Origin of the sequence: uncultured Roseobacter sp., assembly GCF_947491795.1 — a bacterium.
Taxonomy (GTDB): Bacteria; Pseudomonadota; Alphaproteobacteria; order Rhodobacterales; family Rhodobacteraceae; genus Roseobacter.
In genome coordinates, this window is the sequence record NZ_CANLKW010000005.1 from 78490 (window position 1) to 95233 (window position 16744).

Annotated in this window: 18 protein-coding genes; 15 read left to right on the top strand and 3 right to left on the bottom strand. The window is 62.2% G+C overall.

All coding sequences use genetic code 11. The annotated features are described in order from the left end of the window. Positions 1–169: 169 nt before the first annotated feature. The 3 genes from Q1A34_RS18250 to Q1A34_RS18260 all read left to right on the top strand — a co-directional run bounded on the left by Q1A34_RS18250 (position 170) and on the right by Q1A34_RS18260 (position 3865). The gene (locus Q1A34_RS18250; RefSeq protein WP_300037778.1) at positions 170–520 is read left to right on the top strand and encodes a hypothetical protein; all 351 of its coding nucleotides are present in this window, start codon (positions 170–172) and stop codon (positions 518–520) included. Position 521: 1 nt separating this feature from the next. Then, positions 522–1754, top strand: coding sequence for a biotin/lipoyl-binding protein (locus tag Q1A34_RS18255; protein ID WP_300037781.1), 1233 nt, complete (start codon positions 522–524; stop codon positions 1752–1754). A 98-nt stretch (positions 1755–1852) separates the two neighbouring features. Continuing rightward, positions 1853–3865 (top strand): hypothetical protein, encoded by a 2013-nt coding sequence (locus Q1A34_RS18260; RefSeq protein WP_300037784.1) that lies wholly within the window; start codon positions 1853–1855, stop codon positions 3863–3865. A gap of 97 nt (positions 3866–3962) precedes the next feature. Here the strand turns inward: Q1A34_RS18260 and Q1A34_RS18265 are convergent, their stop codons facing one another. Continuing rightward, positions 3963–4940 (bottom strand): DMT family transporter, encoded by a 978-nt coding sequence (locus tag Q1A34_RS18265; protein WP_300037787.1) that lies wholly within the window; start codon positions 4938–4940, stop codon positions 3963–3965. Between the two features lie 129 nt (positions 4941–5069). On the opposite strand from Q1A34_RS18265, the gene Q1A34_RS18270 reads away from it, so the two are divergent. The 12 genes from Q1A34_RS18270 (at position 5070) to Q1A34_RS18325 (ending at position 14472) form a co-directional block, all read left to right on the top strand. Then, positions 5070–5582, top strand: a complete 513-nt coding sequence (locus tag Q1A34_RS18270; protein ID WP_300038199.1) for a CoxG family protein — start codon at positions 5070–5072, stop codon at positions 5580–5582. A gap of 182 nt (positions 5583–5764) precedes the next feature. Further along, positions 5765–6706, top strand: coding sequence for an ABC transporter ATP-binding protein (locus Q1A34_RS18275; RefSeq protein WP_300037790.1), 942 nt, complete (start codon positions 5765–5767; stop codon positions 6704–6706). After that, positions 6703–7464: an ABC transporter permease gene (locus tag Q1A34_RS18280; protein WP_300037793.1), complete on the top strand. Its 762-nt coding sequence runs from the start codon at positions 6703–6705 to the stop codon at positions 7462–7464. The genes Q1A34_RS18275 and Q1A34_RS18280 overlap by 4 nt, the downstream gene beginning before the upstream one ends. A 70-nt stretch (positions 7465–7534) precedes the next feature. Then, a complete protein-coding gene (locus Q1A34_RS18285) occupies positions 7535–8332 on the top strand; it encodes a S49 family peptidase (RefSeq protein WP_300037795.1) in 798 nt (265 codons plus the stop codon). 4 nt (positions 8333–8336) lie between these two features. After that, positions 8337–8510, top strand: coding sequence for a hypothetical protein (locus Q1A34_RS18290; protein WP_300037798.1), 174 nt, complete (start codon positions 8337–8339; stop codon positions 8508–8510). Between the two features lie 5 nt (positions 8511–8515). Next, positions 8516–9463, top strand: coding sequence for a calcium/sodium antiporter (locus Q1A34_RS18295; protein ID WP_300038202.1), 948 nt, complete (start codon positions 8516–8518; stop codon positions 9461–9463). A 24-nt stretch (positions 9464–9487) separates the two neighbouring features. Continuing rightward, positions 9488–10267: an SDR family oxidoreductase gene (locus tag Q1A34_RS18300; RefSeq protein WP_300037801.1), complete on the top strand. Its 780-nt coding sequence runs from the start codon at positions 9488–9490 to the stop codon at positions 10265–10267. Positions 10268–10559: 292 nt separating this feature from the next. Next, complete coding sequence (gene uvrC / locus Q1A34_RS18305) at positions 10560–12437, top strand: excinuclease ABC subunit UvrC (RefSeq protein ID WP_300037804.1); 1878 nt, start codon at positions 10560–10562, stop codon at positions 12435–12437. A gap of 147 nt (positions 12438–12584) precedes the next feature. Continuing rightward, positions 12585–13250, top strand: a complete 666-nt coding sequence (gene pgsA, locus Q1A34_RS18310; protein ID WP_300037807.1) for a CDP-diacylglycerol--glycerol-3-phosphate 3-phosphatidyltransferase — start codon at positions 12585–12587, stop codon at positions 13248–13250. Next, positions 13250–13495 carry a molybdopterin converting factor subunit 1 gene (gene moaD / locus Q1A34_RS18315; RefSeq protein WP_300037810.1) on the top strand — a complete coding sequence of 82 codons (246 nt, stop codon included), beginning with the start codon at positions 13250–13252 and terminating at the stop codon, positions 13493–13495. The genes pgsA and moaD overlap by 1 nt, the downstream gene beginning before the upstream one ends. A gap of 4 nt (positions 13496–13499) precedes the next feature. After that, the gene (locus tag Q1A34_RS18320; RefSeq protein ID WP_300037814.1) at positions 13500–13946 is read left to right on the top strand and encodes a molybdenum cofactor biosynthesis protein MoaE; all 447 of its coding nucleotides are present in this window, start codon (positions 13500–13502) and stop codon (positions 13944–13946) included. A gap of 79 nt (positions 13947–14025) precedes the next feature. Further along, the gene (locus Q1A34_RS18325; RefSeq protein WP_300037817.1) at positions 14026–14472 is read left to right on the top strand and encodes a universal stress protein; all 447 of its coding nucleotides are present in this window, start codon (positions 14026–14028) and stop codon (positions 14470–14472) included. 34 nt (positions 14473–14506) lie between these two features. On the opposite strand, the gene Q1A34_RS18330 is transcribed toward Q1A34_RS18325, so the two are convergent. Further along, positions 14507–14833 carry a hypothetical protein gene (locus Q1A34_RS18330; RefSeq protein WP_300037821.1) on the bottom strand — a complete coding sequence of 109 codons (327 nt, stop codon included), beginning with the start codon at positions 14831–14833 and terminating at the stop codon, positions 14507–14509. Continuing rightward, positions 14820–16724 carry an OmpA family protein gene (locus tag Q1A34_RS18335; RefSeq protein ID WP_300037824.1) on the bottom strand — a complete coding sequence of 635 codons (1905 nt, stop codon included), beginning with the start codon at positions 16722–16724 and terminating at the stop codon, positions 14820–14822. The genes Q1A34_RS18330 and Q1A34_RS18335 overlap by 14 nt, the downstream gene beginning before the upstream one ends. Between the last annotated feature and the right edge of the window lie 20 nt (positions 16725–16744).

Sequence of the window (16744 nt, forward strand, 5' to 3'; positions counted from 1 at the left end):
GGGGCGCGGGGGCAGGCCGGGGCGGTATATGCGTGCCGGGGAACGGGCGCTGCACCGGTTGTCTGGGACACAATCACAGGTGCAGGGGAGAAAGGGCCCGGAAACCCATAGCGGGTGCCGGGGAATCTGTGTAGCCTGATCGTATTTTACGCCCCCTTTGAGGTTGCCCATGTCCGAAAACATCCATCCGCTCGCCCCGCATCACCTGCCGCACTGGTTTGCCAGCGCTGATGGTGGCGACGGGCTGTTCACCATCATGGTCATCTTTGTGCTGGGCCTCATTCTGTTGCTGGGTGTCGCCTATTTCACCTTGCATGCCCTGCCGGAACGGATGGCGCACAAGAGCAACTCGGCACAGCTGCAGCTGATTTCGATCCTGTGTATGCTGGCGCTCTTTACGCACAACAATCTCTTCTGGGTCGGCGCGCTGGTGCTGGCCGCGTTCCGGCCACCGGATCTGGCGGCGCCGCTGAATTCCATGGCGCAGTCCCTCCAGAACCTTGTGAGCCGGGAGCGCTGAGATGCTGGAACTGATCATCTGTTCGCTGGTCACGATCCTGCCGGATTATCTGCTGAGACGTCAGTTTCAGGGCAAACGCTGGGGAGATCAGATCAATTTCTTTACCGTCTGGTACGAGCTGCGCTGGGGCATCACGCTCTGTGCGATGCTGACAATCAGTCTGATCACAATCGTCTTTTACTATCACCCGACCACCTCCAGCGTCGCGTCGTTTTTCCGGACGGTCACCATCCTGTCCGAGGCCGGGGGGCGTGTGGAGGAGATCTATGTAGAGAACAATCAGCGCGTTCAGGCCGGTGACCCGGTGTTCCGGCTGGACAGCAGCCGCCAGGAGGCGGCCCGTGAAACCGCGCTGCGCCAGATCGGCGAGGCTGATGCAGCGCTGACGCTGGCGCAATCAGACCGGGCTGCCGCCATCGGCACGCTGGATCAGGCGCGCGCCGCCTACAGGCAGACCTTTGAGGATCTGGAGCGTCGCCGGACGCTGCAGGAGCGCGGCTCGACCGCTGTGTCGGCGCAGGAAGTGCAGAGCCTGGAAAACGAACTGGACGTCCGTCAGGGGGCACTGGATGCCGCCGAAGCAGGCGTGGCCGCGGTGGATGCCACCATTTCCGTTCTGTTGCCCGCACAGCGCGCGGTTGCCGAAGCTGCCCTGGAGCAGGCGGAGGTCGAGATCGAAAAGCTGACCGTCTATGCCGGTACCTCGGGCACGATCGAGCAGTTTACCCTGCGCAAGGGCGATATCGTCAGCCCGGTGCTGCGCCCGGCGGGTATTCTGGTGCCGGAAGGTGCCGGGCAGGGACGGTTCCAGGCAGGCTTTCCGCAGATATCCGCCCAGGTGATCAGGCCCGGTGGCGTGGCGGAGATCATGTGTGTGTCCAAACCTTTTACGGTGATCCCCATGGTGATCACGGATGTGCAGGACGTGATTGCAGCGGGCCAGATCCGCCCGTCAGACCGGCTGGCGGATGCGCAGTTTCAGGGCGCACCAGGCACGGTCACGGCCTTTATGGAACCTATCTATGAGGGCCAGACAGATGACATCCCGCCCGGCAGCCGCTGTGTGGCGACGGCCTATACCAACAATCATGACCGGCTGGATGATCCCGACCTGAGCACGGGGCGCTGGATTTTCATGCATGTGGTCGACACGGTGGGCGTGGTTCATGCAGCGGGGCTGCGTATCCAGTCGATCCTGCTGCCGTTGCAGACGCTGGTCTTTACCGGGCACTGAACGGTCGCGCCCTGGTGGGTGCGGCGCGGTGCAGGGCAGACTTGTTGACTTGGACCCGCGCTTACTTTCCGATGGACCGGGCGGATTGGAGATTTCCCTTGCCCTTGTCGCATAAGTCCATCGATGCAGCATCCAGCGCTGTTTCCCTGCTGACGGCGGTGGTTGGCTTTGCCACGTCCCCGGGCCTGTCGAGCGGCGCGCGGCTGTTCGGCCAGTCCGCCTCGATCCTGAAGAAGACGGTTGCCGATACAAGCCCGCCGGGTCTGGTGGATCAGCTGGGCCGGGATCTTGCGGAGAAGCTGGCGCATCAACCGGCCGACCGGCAGCTTGTCGTGGCACAGATGATCGAGCAAAGCGTGCCCGACGAGGAGGCTTTTGTCAGCGGTGCGTTGTCTGCGGCAAGGGTTATGGCGCAGATGCAGAAGGTTCTGGCCGGGAAGGCCGCGTCGAACCCGGCGATGTCGGAGTTTGGCGACCCGGTCAATCTGGCGCTCTTTGAGGACTGTGTGACGCCGGTGATCGAAGATCTGCTCTCCAGCCCCGGGTTTGTCGGGACGCTGGCACCCGGGATCGCCCGGCAGACACTGGACAGGCTCGAATCCATTGCCGAAGGTCAGACGGAGCAGACCGCAAAGCTGGGCGATCTGCAGTCCGGTCAGGACGACCTGCGGGCCGGTCTGGCAGAGCAAAAGGCGCTGCTGGCGCAGTTGCTGGAGCGTTCCGGCGGCGCAGGCGGGCTGTTGTCGCAGCCCGAGGCACTGGGGCGCGATGACTTGCAGACGCTTGCAGGTTTGTTCGGTGGTGACCCGGACTGCAGCCCGTCTGAGCTCATGCAGTTTATCCGCAGCAAAGCAGAGGAATACCAGGAATTCCGGCGCCAGACAGGTGCCATTGATGACAGGCTGACACAGCTCGCAACTCTCAAGGCGTCTGCCGACGAAGCCGCCGCAGCACTGGATTTCGAGGGTGTGGAGGAATACCTGGCCCGCATTGATGATGTGCAGACCGAAATTGCGGCAGAAACCAAAGAGGTCAGGGCGCGCAATGCGCTGTTGCGCGGAGAGGTGGAACAAGCCTTTCATCTGCTCTGTGCGGCAGCGGACAGTTTTGGCGGCAGTGATCCGCTGGGGCCGGCGCGCCGGATGTTTTTTACCTCTGTGCCTGTCCTTAATGAACACTGGGAGCGATTTGGCGGGGACAGTCCCGCCTTTTCTGTCGAGATGGCGCGCGGTGCCCTGACGCAGGACCTTGCAGAGCGCGATCCGCTTTTGTGGGACATGGGCCGGCATGCGTTGGGCGCGTCGCTCGCATTTCTGGGGGTCGGCACGGGTGGTGAGGCGGGTCGGGTGTTTCTGGAGGAAGCCGTTGAGGAACTGACCGATGTCAGAGACGCGCTGCTGGGTTTGGAACTGGAAGAGGGGGATCTGGCTGCGGGCTTTAAAAGCGGATTTCTGACCGATCTGGGCTATGCGCTGCGGTACCTTGGACAGGGCACAAAGGGCCCGGAGGGCGAGGCTTACCTGCACCGGGCGATTGAAACCTATAAGCAGGGGCTGTCCTTCGGCAGTGCGGTCGCCTCTCCCGGGGCCTACTGTGCGACGCTGCATATCAACATCGGCAATGCGTATATGGACCTGGCGGAGCGCGGCACCGGGCAGGCCCTTGTGGCCCATCGGCGCGAGGCGCTTGAAAACTATCGCAAAGCGCTGGATTACACCCGCGCAGGTAAGGTTGAGCCGTTCGAAACGGCACGGGCGGCCAAAAACCTGGCCAGTGCGCTGCTCCACATTTCCAGGTCCGCAGATGCCGGAGAGGCGCCGGGGATGCTGGAACGGTCTGTCGTTTTGTTCGAAGAGGCCATCGGGATATGGCAGCGCGAGGATTTTCCGGTACAGACCCTGGGCGCGCTGCAGGGGCTGGCTTTCTCGCAGGCGCTGCTGGTCAATCATACCGATGACCCGGCACAGGAGATGCAGCTGATCACGGCGGCTGTTACAAACTGTGACGCCGCGATCGACATCTGCCGCCGGATTGGTGATCCCGCAAGCGAAGAGGCCCTGCGCGGTATGCGACGGGATTTTGTAAAAACGCGGGATTCTGAGACGGGCTGACGGGTGTTTTCGGGTCCGAAGCGGCGCCCGGTGCGGTGCTGTTCGTCTATGGTTCGGCCTGTGACGGCCGTCAGCCGCGGTTTCGACGCCTGTCCGGTTACCGCCGCCGCACGGGGGCGCGGGAAATGACCCGGGCCTTTTGCTTTTCGCGCAGGAACACAAACAGGCCGGAGCCCAGGATCAGTGCGATACCGGCCCAGACTTCCCACACCGGCAGATCGCCAAAGATGATCCAGCCCCAGAAGACGGCCATCGGCAGGCCGACATATTCGAAAGGGGCCACGGTGGCGGCATCGGCCACACGGTAGGCCTGGCTGAGGCAATAGCCGATTACGGCTGCATTCGCCCCCATCCCCAGCAGCCAGATCCGGTCGGCCCCTGTGGGCCAGATCCAGGCGCGCAGCAAAAACTGCATCGAGGGATCGGTCAGACCGGTGGCAAAACGTCCGTCACCGGCGACCAGGAAAAACGCCACCGACACCACGATAAAGGCCAGCTGCACATAGACCGAGAGGGCGGAGGCTTTGCTTTCGACCCCCAGTTTGCGGGTCATCAGCTGGTTGAGCGCATAGGTCAGCGCGGCGAGCACCGGCAGCAGAAGCACCAGACGCGAGGCCTGCAATTCGCCCGCATCAGCCCAGGGCCGCTGCATGATCACCACACCGGCAAAGCCCACCAGAACGGCGGCCATGCGCATCGGCCCGACCTTTTCGCCGAGGATCGGGATCGACAGGAGGGTGATCATGAGGGGGGCCGCAAAAAACAACGCTGTGGCATCTGCCAGCGGAATCGCGGCCAGAGCGGCAAAAAAGCTCATATTGGCGACGACGATCAGCAGACCCCGGATGGCATGCAGCACGGGCCTGCGGGTTTTCAGGATGCGCCAGCCGCCCTCCATCCGGATCAGGAACAGCGTGAAAATCAAACCGACAAAGGAGCGGATAAAGACGATTTCATGCAGCGGATAGCCGCCCGAGAGCTGTTTGATCAGCATATCGTTGAGCGAGATCGCAACCACACCGCCGAGCACGAAGGCGATGCCGGTTGCGGCGTTGTTCGGGGCGTGGTCTGTCATACCGGCGGGCATATCAGCTTTGCCGGGGCCGTCGCGACGGAAAACGACATTGCGGCAAAACCGGTTGGCGTGCCCCGCGCGCATGGGGTACGTTTGCCATGGCCGGATCAACAACAGGGAGATGCCCGGATGCAGATGTCAGACACGCGCCAGATCGCCGCCACGCCGGAGGAAGTTTACGCCGCATTGCTGTCGCCGGAGGTGCTCAAAGCCTGTGTGCCGGGCGCCCAGGAGGTGACAGGCTCGCCCGAGGAAGGATTTGAGGCCGTTGTGGTGCAGAAGGTCGGGCCGGTAAAGGCCACGTTCAAAGGGGCGGTGACCCTGTCGGATATGGTGCCGGGCCGGTCGCTGACCATCAGCGGCGAGGGCAAGGGAGGTGCTGCCGGTTTTGCCAAAGGTGGTGCGGATGTGAGAATGGAAGCGGCCGGTGGCGGCACCGCGCTGAGTTACGATGTGGAGGCCAAGGTCGGCGGCAAGCTGGCGCAGCTTGGCAGCCGCATCATCGACGGTTTTGCCAAAAAAATGGCGGATCAGTTTTTCACCACGCTGCAGGAAACGCTGGAGGGCCCGGCAGAGCCTGGTGATGAGGAACCGGAGGCTGAGAAGAAAAGCTGGCTGAAGCGCGTCACCGGCAAGGGGTGAGCGGGACGGCAGATGCCGGGATTTTGAGTATTTCCGGAAGGGTGAAGGGGGAACGCGCCGCGCAGGGCCGGCGGGCGCGTTTCGCGGCCAGGTGCACAGAGCCCGGGTAAACTGTGCGTCAGCGCGCTGTTCTTTGGGGGCGGTCGTCTTTAGGGAAGCGGAAAGCGCTGGGAGGGTGCGACATGTCAGCAATTCTGGAAATCACGGGTCTGCGCAAGTCCTATGCGGACGGGTTTGAAGCGCTCAAAGGCGTCGATCTGGAGATCAGGAAGGGTGAGATCGTTGCCTTGCTTGGTCCTAACGGGGCGGGCAAGACAACGCTGATTTCAACCGTTTGCGGGATAACCACGGCCACATCCGGCGATGTGAAAGTGGGCGGGCACTGCACGCTCCGGGACTACCGTGCGGCGCGCAGTATGATCGGTCTGGTGCCTCAGGAGATCAATCTGGAGCCCTTTGAGAAGGTGATCAACACGGTCCGGTTTTCGCGGGGTCTTTTCGGCAAACCCCGGAATGATGGCGCGATCGAGCGTATTCTGCGGCAGCTGTCGCTGTGGGACAAGCGCAACAATCAGATCCGCGCGCTTTCAGGAGGCATGAAGCGCCGGGTGCTGATCGCAAAGGCGCTGAGCCATGAGCCGCAGCTGCTGTTTCTGGATGAACCGACGGCCGGTGTCGATGTGGAACTGCGCAAGGACATGTGGGAGATTGTCGAGGGGCTCAAGGCCGCGGGTGTCACCATCGTTCTGACCACCCATTACATCGAAGAGGCCGAGGCCATTGCGGACCGCGTGGGGGTGATTGCGCGGGGCGAGATGCTGCTGATTGAGGACAAGGGTGCGCTGATGGCGCGGATGGGGCAAAAGCAGCTGGATGTGCAGCTCTCGGCCCCTCTGGAGACGGTGCCGGAAGCGCTGGCGGGGTATGACCTGGTGCTGGGCAGCGACGGGCACACGCTGACCTACAGCTATGACACGCGCGCTGAGCGCACAGGGATTACCAAGCTGCTGCAGGATGTGAGCAGGGCAGGCCTGGTGCTGCGCGATGTGGTGACACGTCAGAGCAGCCTGGAGGATATCTTTGTCGATCTGGTGCACCGCGACGAAGAGGAGGAGACACCATGAACCTGCTGGCCATACGGGCGATATTTCTGTTTGAGATGTCGCGGTTTTTCCGGACCCTGGCGCAGAGCCTGATCTCTCCGGTATTGTCCACATCGCTGTATTTTGTGGTCTTTGGGGCCGCGATCGGCAGCCGCATCCAGGAAGTTGAGGGGGTGAGCTATGGCGCGTTTATTGTGCCGGGACTGATCATGCTGTCGGTGATCACTCAGGCGATTTCCAACGCCTCGTTCGGGATTTATTTTCCGAAGTTTATCGGCACGGTCTATGAGCTGCTCTCGGCGCCGGTCAGTTTTCTGGAGATTGTGGCGGGCTATGTCGGGGCTGCAGCGGCCAAGGCGCTGATCATCGGGGTGATTATCCTGACCACCTCTTTCTTTTTTGTGGATGTTCAGATTGCGCATCCGCTGGCGATGCTGGTGTTTCTGGTGCTGACCTGTGTGAGTTTCGCGCTGCTGGGGTTCATCATCGGCATCTGGGCGGGCAGTTTCGAGCAGCTGCAGCTGGTGCCGCTGCTGGTTGTGACCCCGCTGGTGTTTCTGGGGGGGGCGTTTTATTCCATCTCGATGCTGCCGCCGGTCTGGCAGACGATTTCCATGTTCAACCCGGTTGTATACCTGATCTCCGGGTTCCGCTGGGCGTTTTTTGAAACCTCGGATGTGCCGATTGGAATTTCCCTTTTTGCGATTGCGGGTTTCACAGCGCTCTGCCTCGCCGCGATCTGGTGGATTTTCAGAACCGGCTGGCGCATCCGGCAATAAAGACGCAGGCTGAAAACTCTTGTGCCCGCGCGCCTTGTTTGGGTGCCTGGGGCGTTCTACATGGGGTCACATGAAACGCTGGATACCCTTTATGAAATCCGACCCGGAGGTGGCCGTTGTGCGCCTGTCGGGTATGATCAGCGCATCGGGGCGCGGCACGCTGAATGACGCCTCTCTCGCCCCCCTCATCGACAAGGCGTTTTCCCGCGGCAAACCGGCTGCGGTGGCTCTGCAGATCAATTCGCCGGGGGGCAGCCCGGTGCAGTCATCGCTGATCGGGGCGCGCATCCGCCGAATGGCCGAAGAAAAGAACGTGCCGGTTTTTGCCTTTGTCGAGGATGTTGCGGCCTCGGGCGGATACTGGCTGGCGTCGGCGGCTGACGAGATTTTTGCCGATGACAGCTCGGTTGTGGGCTCTGTCGGGGTGATCTCCGCCTCCTTTGGCGCGCATGAGCTGCTGGCGCGCTACGGGGTGGAACGGCGGGTCTATACAGCCGGCAGGTCGAAATCCATGCTGGATCCGTTCCGCCCGGAACAGCCGGAGGATGTGGAACGCCTGAAAAGGCTGCTCGAAGACATCCACACAAACTTCAAGGAACATGTCACCCGCCGCCGGGGCGCAAGACTGGCAGAGGGCAGGGACCTTTTCACCGGAGAGGTCTGGCTGGGCCGCAGCGCGGTGGAGCTGGGTCTGATCGACGGGATCGGACACATGAAACCCGTTCTGCGCGACCGTTTTGGCGACAAGGTACGGTTCCGCTCTTATGGCGCGCGCAAATCCCTGTTGTCGCGCCTGGGCGCGCAGATGATGGATGATGCGCTTCAGTCCGTGGAAGAGCGCAGTGCCTTTGCGCAGTACGGGCTGTAACTGAATGATTTTCAAGATTGTCACCCTTTTCCTCATCTTCATGGGCGTTCTGGCCATGTTTGGTAAAATGCATTGGCTGGGTGGCAAACGGCTGAAAAACGCAAAGTGCCGGGGATGCGGGCGCTACCGCATCGGACGCGGGCCCTGTGCCTGTGGTGCAGGGGGGCGTTCGTCATGAGCGACCTGATGCCCTGGCTGCTGTCGGGTCTTGGCCTTGTGATCCTGCTGCTCGCAGGGGACGCGCTGGTCAAGGGTGCCGTCAATCTGAGCCTGCGGTTGGGGGTGCCCGCACTGATCGTGTCACTGACGATTGTGGCCTTTGGAACCTCTGCACCGGAACTGCTGATCTCGATCCAGGCGGTGCTCGAAGGTGCCCCTGGTCTGGCGCTGGGGAATGTGGTCGGGTCCAACACAGCCAATATCCTGATGGTACTCGGAGTGCCGGCGATCCTGGCCGCGATGCACACCGGCGAATGCAATACCCGCAAGACCTATAATTTCATGATCCTCGCATCGCTGCTGTTTATCGGGCTGGCGTACCGGGGGGTCTTTGACTGGATCGCCGGTGTTGTACTGCTTGCAGCTCTGGCGCTGGTGCTGGGGGATGCTTTTCGCGATGCGCACCAGCACCGCAATGCCTGCAAGGGGGACGACGCGGAAGAGCCCGAGGGTGCGGACCCGGATATGCCGGGCTGGCGCATCGGGGTGTTTCTGGTGCTGGGTCTTATCGGTCTGCCGCTGGGGGCGGACCTGCTGGTGGACAACGCCACCATCATCGCGCGCGAATACGGCGTGTCGGACACGGTGATCGGCCTGACGCTGGTGGCCATCGGGACATCGCTGCCGGAGCTGGCAACGACAACCATGGCGGCGCTGCGCCGCCAGGCCGACGTGGCGCTGGGGAATGTGATCGGGTCGAACATGTTCAACCTGCTGGCCATCATCGGGATTGCGAGCCTGGTCGGACCCATTCCGGTCGATCCGGAATTCCTGCGGTTTGATCTGTGGGTGATGCTGGGGGCGTCGCTGCTGCTGGCCGTCTTTGTCTATGGCAACAGAGACATCACCCGGGGCTGGGGCATTCTGCTGACGGCCCTCTATGGCGGCTATATGCTGCTGTTGCTGAGCTGAGTGAACACACGACAGGAGAGCTTTATGACCAGAGCGCTGGTAACCGGAGCAGGGCACAGGATTGGCCGTGACATCGCCCTTTTTCTTGCCGGACGCGGGTATGACGTTGCGGTGCATTATGCGTCCTCGGATGCCGGTGCGCTCGAGACTGTGCGCCTGATCGGGGAACAGGGGGGCCAGGCCCATGCGCTGCAGGCCGATATGCTGGATGACGTGCAGACGGCAAAGCTGTTTGATGATGCCGTCGCCGTACTCGGGGGGCCAGTCACCTGTCTGGTCAACAACGCCTCGATCTTTGAGTATGACACAATTGAAACCGCCACCCGCGGGACATGGGACCGGCACATGCAGAGCAATCTGCGCGCGCCCTATGTACTGACCCAGAAAATGGCAGCCCAGGGCCTGGAGCCCGCGCGTGACGACCACGGTGAGCCTGTGGCCACCGGTCTGATCCTGAATATGGTGGATCAGCGTGTGCGCAAGCTGACGCCCGAGTTTTCGACATATACACTGGCCAAGGCCGCGCTCTGGGCGCTGACGCAGACCAGCGCCCAGGCGCTGGCACCGGCCATCCGCGTGAACGGGATCGGGCCCGGGCCTACCCTGCGCGGCGGGCGGCAGACAGAGGACGAATTTGCCCGCCAGCGCGGCGCCACGGTGCTGCAGCGCGGGTCGGATCCGGCGGATATCACGGCCGCTCTGGGCTACTTTCTGGAGGCAAAAGCCGTGACCGGGCAGTTGCTGTGTGTGGATGGCGGTCAGCACCTTGGCTGGGAGACGCCCGACGTGCTGGGGGTGGAGTAACCGCTGGTTGCACGGGAAGTTTTGCACCGGATTAACAGGTGTTACAAAACTGTTACCAAAAGGCCTTTGTTTTCAAAGCCCTGGCCCCTATCAATAAAAATATCCATGGAAATCAATGAGTTAAAATACTGCCTGTTTTTTAGGCAAACCGAAGAAACGCCCAAAACTTAAAGAAAAAATTGCGGTGCCCGGAAGTTATCTGCAGAGTTGTCCACAGGAACCGTGGAAAGGTTCTCTCTTGCAGCCGACGCCGGTACAGTGCAGCGCCAGTGAGGAATCAACGTGAGTTCGCATGACAGATTCGCCCGATACACAACCTGAGGAAGTGGCCACGGGCCATGACGTGATCCAGGGGTATCTGCGCACGCTGGACAGTTCGCCCGGTGTCTACCGGATGCTGGATGCCGAAAGCCGGGTTCTTTATGTGGGCAAGGCGCGCAATCTGCGGGCTCGGGTGTCGAACTATGCGCGCCCGGCGGGCCATTCCGGGCGCATTGCACGGATGATCTCGCAGACCGCATCGATGATGTTTCTGACCACGCGGACAGAGACCGAAGCGCTGTTGCTGGAACAGAACCTGATCAAGCAGCTCAAGCCGAAATTCAACGTTTTGCTGCGCGACGACAAGAGCTTTCCCAACATCCTTGTGACCGCAGAACACGCTTATCCGCAGATCAAAAAGCACCGTGGCGCGAAAAAGGAAAAGGGCAGCTATTACGGCCCCTTTGCCTCCGCCGGTGCCGTGAACCGGACGCTCAACCAGCTGCAGCGGGTGTTTTTGCTGCGCAACTGTTCCAATTCCGAGTTCGAGGGCCGGACGCGCCCCTGTCTGCAATATCAGATCAAACGCTGTTCGGCGCCCTGTGTGGGCCGGATCAGCCCCGCAGAGTATCGCCAGACCGTGCGCGATGCGGAGAAGTTTCTTACAGGGAAAACCACCGACATTCAGGCGCGTCTTGCCGCCGAGATGAACACCGCCTCTGAGGAGATGGAATTTGAGCGCGCCGCCGCCCTGCGGGACCGTATCAAAGCGCTGACCCAGGTGCAGACAGCCCAGGGGATCAACCCGCAGAGTGTGTCCGAAGCTGATATCGTTGCCCTGCATATGGACAGCGGGCAGGCCTGTGTGCAGGTCTTTTTCATCCGGGCCAATCAGAACTGGGGTAACCGCGATTACTACCCGCGTGTGGGGGCGGATGTGGACGCGGCCGAAGTGCTGGAGGCTTTTCTGGGCCAGTTCTATGACACGCGGGAGCCGCCGCGGCAGATCATCCTGTCCAACGAGATCGAGAACCCCGATCTGATGGCCGATGCCCTGAGCGGCAAGCTGGGTCGCCGGGTCGAACTGCTGGTGCCGAAACGCGGCGAGAAAGCGGAACTGATCGACGGGGCACTGCGCAACGCGCGCGAGGCGCTGGCGCGGCGCATGGCCGAAAGTGCAACGCAGGCGCGGCTGATGAAAGGGCTGGCGGAGGCCTTTGATCTGGCCGCCCCGCCGGAGCGGATCGAGGTCTATGACAACTCGCATATTCAGGGGGCCTTTGCCGTTGGTGCGATGATCGTAGCGGGCCCCGAAGGGTTTGTGAAAAACCAGTACCGGAAATTCAATATCCGGGGCGAGGACCTGACCCCCGGGGATGATTTCGGCATGATGAAGGAAGTTCTGTCACGCCGTTTCAAACGGCTGAAAAAAGAGGACCCGGAGCGCAGGGACGGGCTCTGGCCGGATCTGCTGCTGATCGACGGCGGTGCCGGTCAGGTGAGCGCTGTTGAGGAGATCATGCAGGAATACGGGGTAGAAGACATTCCCATGGTCGGCGTGGCCAAGGGGATCGACCGCGATGCCGGCAAGGAAGAGTTCCACCGCACGGGCCACCGCCCCTTTGCGCTGCGCCACAATGACCCGGTGCTGTATTTCGTGCAGCGGATGCGGGATGAGGCGCACCGTTTCGCCATCGGCACGCACCGGGCCAAACGGTCAAAAGCCGTGGGCGCCACGCCACTGGACGATGTGCCCGGTGTGGGGGCCGCACGCAAGCGGGCGCTGCTGGCGCATTTCGGCTCGGCCAAGGCGGTATCGCGTGCCAATCTGAGTGACCTGAAAGCGGTTGAGGGGGTCTCTGCGGCGCTGGCAGGGCGGATTTACGACTATTTCCATGAGCAGGGCTGAGGCGCGGGAATGTCCTGCCCGGGGCAGGACGGCCTTCGGCGAGGATATTTCAGGCCAGAAGAAACCGGCGGGACACAGGCAGGCGGAGGTGTGCGCGGGTGACGGTTGCCGCTTTCGCCCGGATTTGACGCGTTGTAAGGTGCGGCCATGACACTGACACTGCCCAACATCCTGACGATTGTGCGTCTTGTGGCCGCGCCCATGGTTGCGGTGATGTTTTTGTATTTCACGCGGCCCTGGGCGGACTGGTTTGCGCTGGTGCTTTTTGTGCTGGCAGCCCTGACGGACTGGATAGACGGCTATCTGGCCCGGGCCTGGAAACAGGAGACGAAACTGGGGGCGATGCTGGATCCGATTGCGGATAAGGCGATGGTGGTGATTGCGCTGATGGTGATCATCGGCTTTTCGAGCTGGTCGCCCTGGCTGGTGCTGCCGGCCACTGTGATCCTCTTCCGGGAGGTATTTGTTTCGGGTCTGCGCGAGTTTCTGGGCGATACAGCCGGAACCCTGAAGGTGACGCAGCTGGCCAAGTGGAAGACGACCTGCCAGATGGTTGCCATTGCTGTGCTCTTTTCGCAGGGCGTGTTTGAGCATTATCTGGGCATGTCGGCCTGGGGGATGGATCAGCAGATGGTGGCAGACGTCTTTGAGGGCCGGGTCGAGGATCTGCAGGGGCTGCGCTGGAAGCATACCGCGATGGAGTGGGCCGGGCTTGTCGGATTGGTCCTGTTGTGGATTGCGGCACTGCTGACCTTTATCACCGGCGTTGATTACCTGAAAAAGGCGATGCCGCATCTGAAGGATGAGACCTGATGGAAGTTCTGTATTTTGCCTGGGTCCGGGAGCGGATCGGCCTGCCGCGCGAGACGGTTGAGACTTCGGCTGAGACAGTGGAGGAGCTGGTAGAGGAGTTGCGTGCCCGCGAGGAGCGCTATGCGGCGGCTTTCGCGGATATCTCGGCGCTGCGTGTGGCGCTTGATCAGGAACTCACTGATTTTGACGCGCCGCTGGCGGGTGTCCGCGAGGTGGCCTTTTTTCCGCCGATGACCGGGGGCTGACGCGATGCGGATCCAGGTTCAGGAAGACATTTTTGATCCCGGTGCCGTGCTGACGGATTTTTCTGCCGGGCGTACCGATATGGGGGCGGTTGTGACATTCACCGGCGTGGTGCGGGACACCGGTGACAGGCAGCTGCAGGCGATGGAAATCGAGCATTATCCCGGCATGACCGAAGCGGCCCTGACATCCATTGCAGAGCGCGCAGTGGAACGGTGGTCACTGGGGGATGTTCTGGTCATTCACCGCCACGGGCATCTGGTGCCCGGCGAGGTGATCATGATGGTGGCCACGGCCGCGCGGCACCGGCGCGATGCGTTTGAGGCGGCGGACTTTCTGATGGATTATCTGAAGTCACGCGCGCCCTTCTGGAAGCGGGAAGTCACCTCTGACGGCGACGCGTCCTGGGTCGAAGCAAAAGACGATGATGAGGCAGCTCTGGAGCGCTGGTAGCGCGTATTGACCTGGATCATACCGCGCATCGGTGCGGACCCGTAAGGTGGGGCCACACTGATCGAAGGGAGATCTGACTATGTTTACACGTATCGTTGTGGGCCTTGACGGCTCGGAACAGTCGGACCGCGCTCTGGGCGTGGCCTGTGATCTGGCGCAGAAGTACGGATCGGAAATCCACCTTGTGCATACGCCAAAGGCGGAGACTGTGGCTTTCGCCCTGGGGGCGGTTGCGGGGTATCATGCGGCCACCACCATGCCCGCACCGGAAAAGGTGAAAGAGGCCGCGGAAAAGGTGCTGGCATCGGCACAGGAAAACGTTGTGGGGCAGGATCTGGCGGCGGAACAGCTGCATATCGGCGCAACCGATCCGGCCGATGATCTGGTGGCCTGCGCCGAGGCCTGTGGCGCGGATCTGATTGTGACGGGGCGGCGCGGTCTTGGCGCTGTCGCCGGCACGCTGCTGGGCAGCACCTCGCAGAAGATCAGCCATGACGCGAAATGCGCGCATCTGACCGTGGCCTGACGCGCCACCTTACCGGGAGGGCAGTGGGCGGGTGTCAGCCCGCCTGCTGTGATTTGAGATGGGCGCGGATTTCCTCGGCCTCGTGCCGGGCGTCACGCAGCCCGTCCATCGCGGCGCGCAGTTCTGCCTCGGTCTGGGCGAGCTGATTGGTCAGCTCTGCCTCGCGTTGCTGCAGGTAGGTGATGGCCTGGTCGCGGGTTTCCTCGGCCTCGTGCAGTTCCTGGCTCATCCGGTCCAGCTGGGCCACATCATCCGCCGCCACCCGCGAGAACCTGTGCACCAGCCAGTTGGCAAACCACCCCAGACAAAAGGCAACAAATAAAATGATGGCTGTTGCCACCACAAACTCAGTCCTGCTCATCGCCCTGTTCCTCAGTGCCCGTCCCGGCCCCTGTATCACTGTTTTCTGCGATGCTTTCCAGCGCTGATTCACCTTCGGGGATGCCGGGTTCCGGGCGGATCAGGCGGAATTCGATGCGGCGGTTGTCTTCACGGCCTTCCTCAGAGCCGTTGTCGGCGATCGGATTGGCCTCGCCGTACCCTTTGGCCAGGAAGGATCCGGTCAGCACGCGGCGGGCGCGCAGCTCGTTGAGGACCGATTCTGCCCGCGCCTGGCTGAGGGCCAGGTTCATCTCCTCGCGGCCCTGGCTGTCGGTGTGGCCCTGGACCTCAAGACGCAGATCGCCGCAGTTCTGCAGGACACCGGCAATCTCGTCCATGACCGACAAGGCGCTGGCATCGATTGTGGCGGACCCGGGCTCGAAATTGATCTTGCTGCCGGCCACGATCCCGGCGATCTGCGCCTCGCATTCCTCGGGCGTGGGCAGCCCGGCCACCGGATCGAGCGCTTCGAGATAGGTTACATCGATTTCAAAGGTGCTGTCCTCGCCCAGTTTCGCGACCATCAGCCGGGTAATCAGGTCCGCAGCATCGGGATTGCCGGAGGCACCGGACAGGCGCAGCGTGTCCGGCGTGACAACAACGGCACCGTTGTTGAGCAGGCTGAGGCCCTCGATCCCGGTCAGAACACGGGCGGGCCAGTCTGAGGGCAGACCAGGCACAATACGGGCCGCTGTATAGACATTGTCCGAGCCGAATTTCGAGCGGGCAAAACTGTCAGCCACTTCGCGCATCTTATCGCCGGAGATGCGCCCGCGCAGCTGCACCTGTCCTTCGGGGCTGAGGGTTGCCACAAATTCGCTAGGGCCGTTGTCGGGGTTTTCCGGTCTGGGCAGAACGGCGTTCAGGGCAAAGACTTCCGGCAGCGCGTTTTCAAGCTCGCCCACCGTCTGCTCGAAAAGCGCAAAATCGGTGCCTTCGGCGGCCGCCAGGGTCACATCAGCGTTGGAAAAGGTGACGGTGCCGCCGCCGATACGGGCCAGCGCGCTGATGGCAGTGCTCACGGCCTCTGCCCACCGTGGGCTGGGCACGCCCATGCCGACGGTGCAGCGCCCCGGGCCGGTCAGCCCGGCCTCAAAGGCGGCGCTGAGGATTTCGGTCCGCGTCTCTTCGGTGTCGGCAGAGCAGGTGTCAAAGCGCGCGCCGGCTTCGTCCATGACAAAGCGCAGGGCAAAAGGCGTGATCACGGGCCGGGGTGCTGTGATGTTCAGGGAAATCCGCAGCGCAGGCGGGGCGGCCCGGGTCAGCCGGGCTTCCATCTCTGCCTTGTCCTCGGCGCTGTCGGCAATGGCGGTGATTTCAACGCGCCCGGCATCGACAGAGATCTTGGCGCGCGGAAGATCCTGCATCGCGGCAATGGCATAGGCCAGCGCGTCTTCCCAGCCGGTGGGGGCGGGGTAATCCGCAGTTTCCAGCAGATCGGTCACCGGCAGATCGCTCATGGCGCTGAAGCCGTCGATCAGGGCCTGGCGGTCTGTGCTCTGCGGGATCAGGCCAATCACCGAGAGCCCTGCGGTGTTGCGCAGAACCTCCGCAGAAAAGCGCGGCGGTTCAATCGCAGCCACCGCGGCCACTTCGATGCTGTCTATAACGCGTGCGGAATCCACAACAGAGCCTGCAAGGCTCAGCGCGCGAAAACGCAGCGCCTCATTGGGGGCTGTGCCGGCCAGCGTAACCTGCAGGCCGTTTGCCTCCACCTCTGCCCAGCCGAGGTCATTCAGATCGAGCGCCTGCCGCACGCCGATCTCGGAGCTGTCTTCGACCAGTTTCACAGAGGAATTGGCTGCCACGAGGGACAGTGCCGCGGCACAGACAAAGGCGGCTGAAATAAGGGGCAGGCGGGTGTTGCGCATAAGCTCAGTCAGATCAGGAT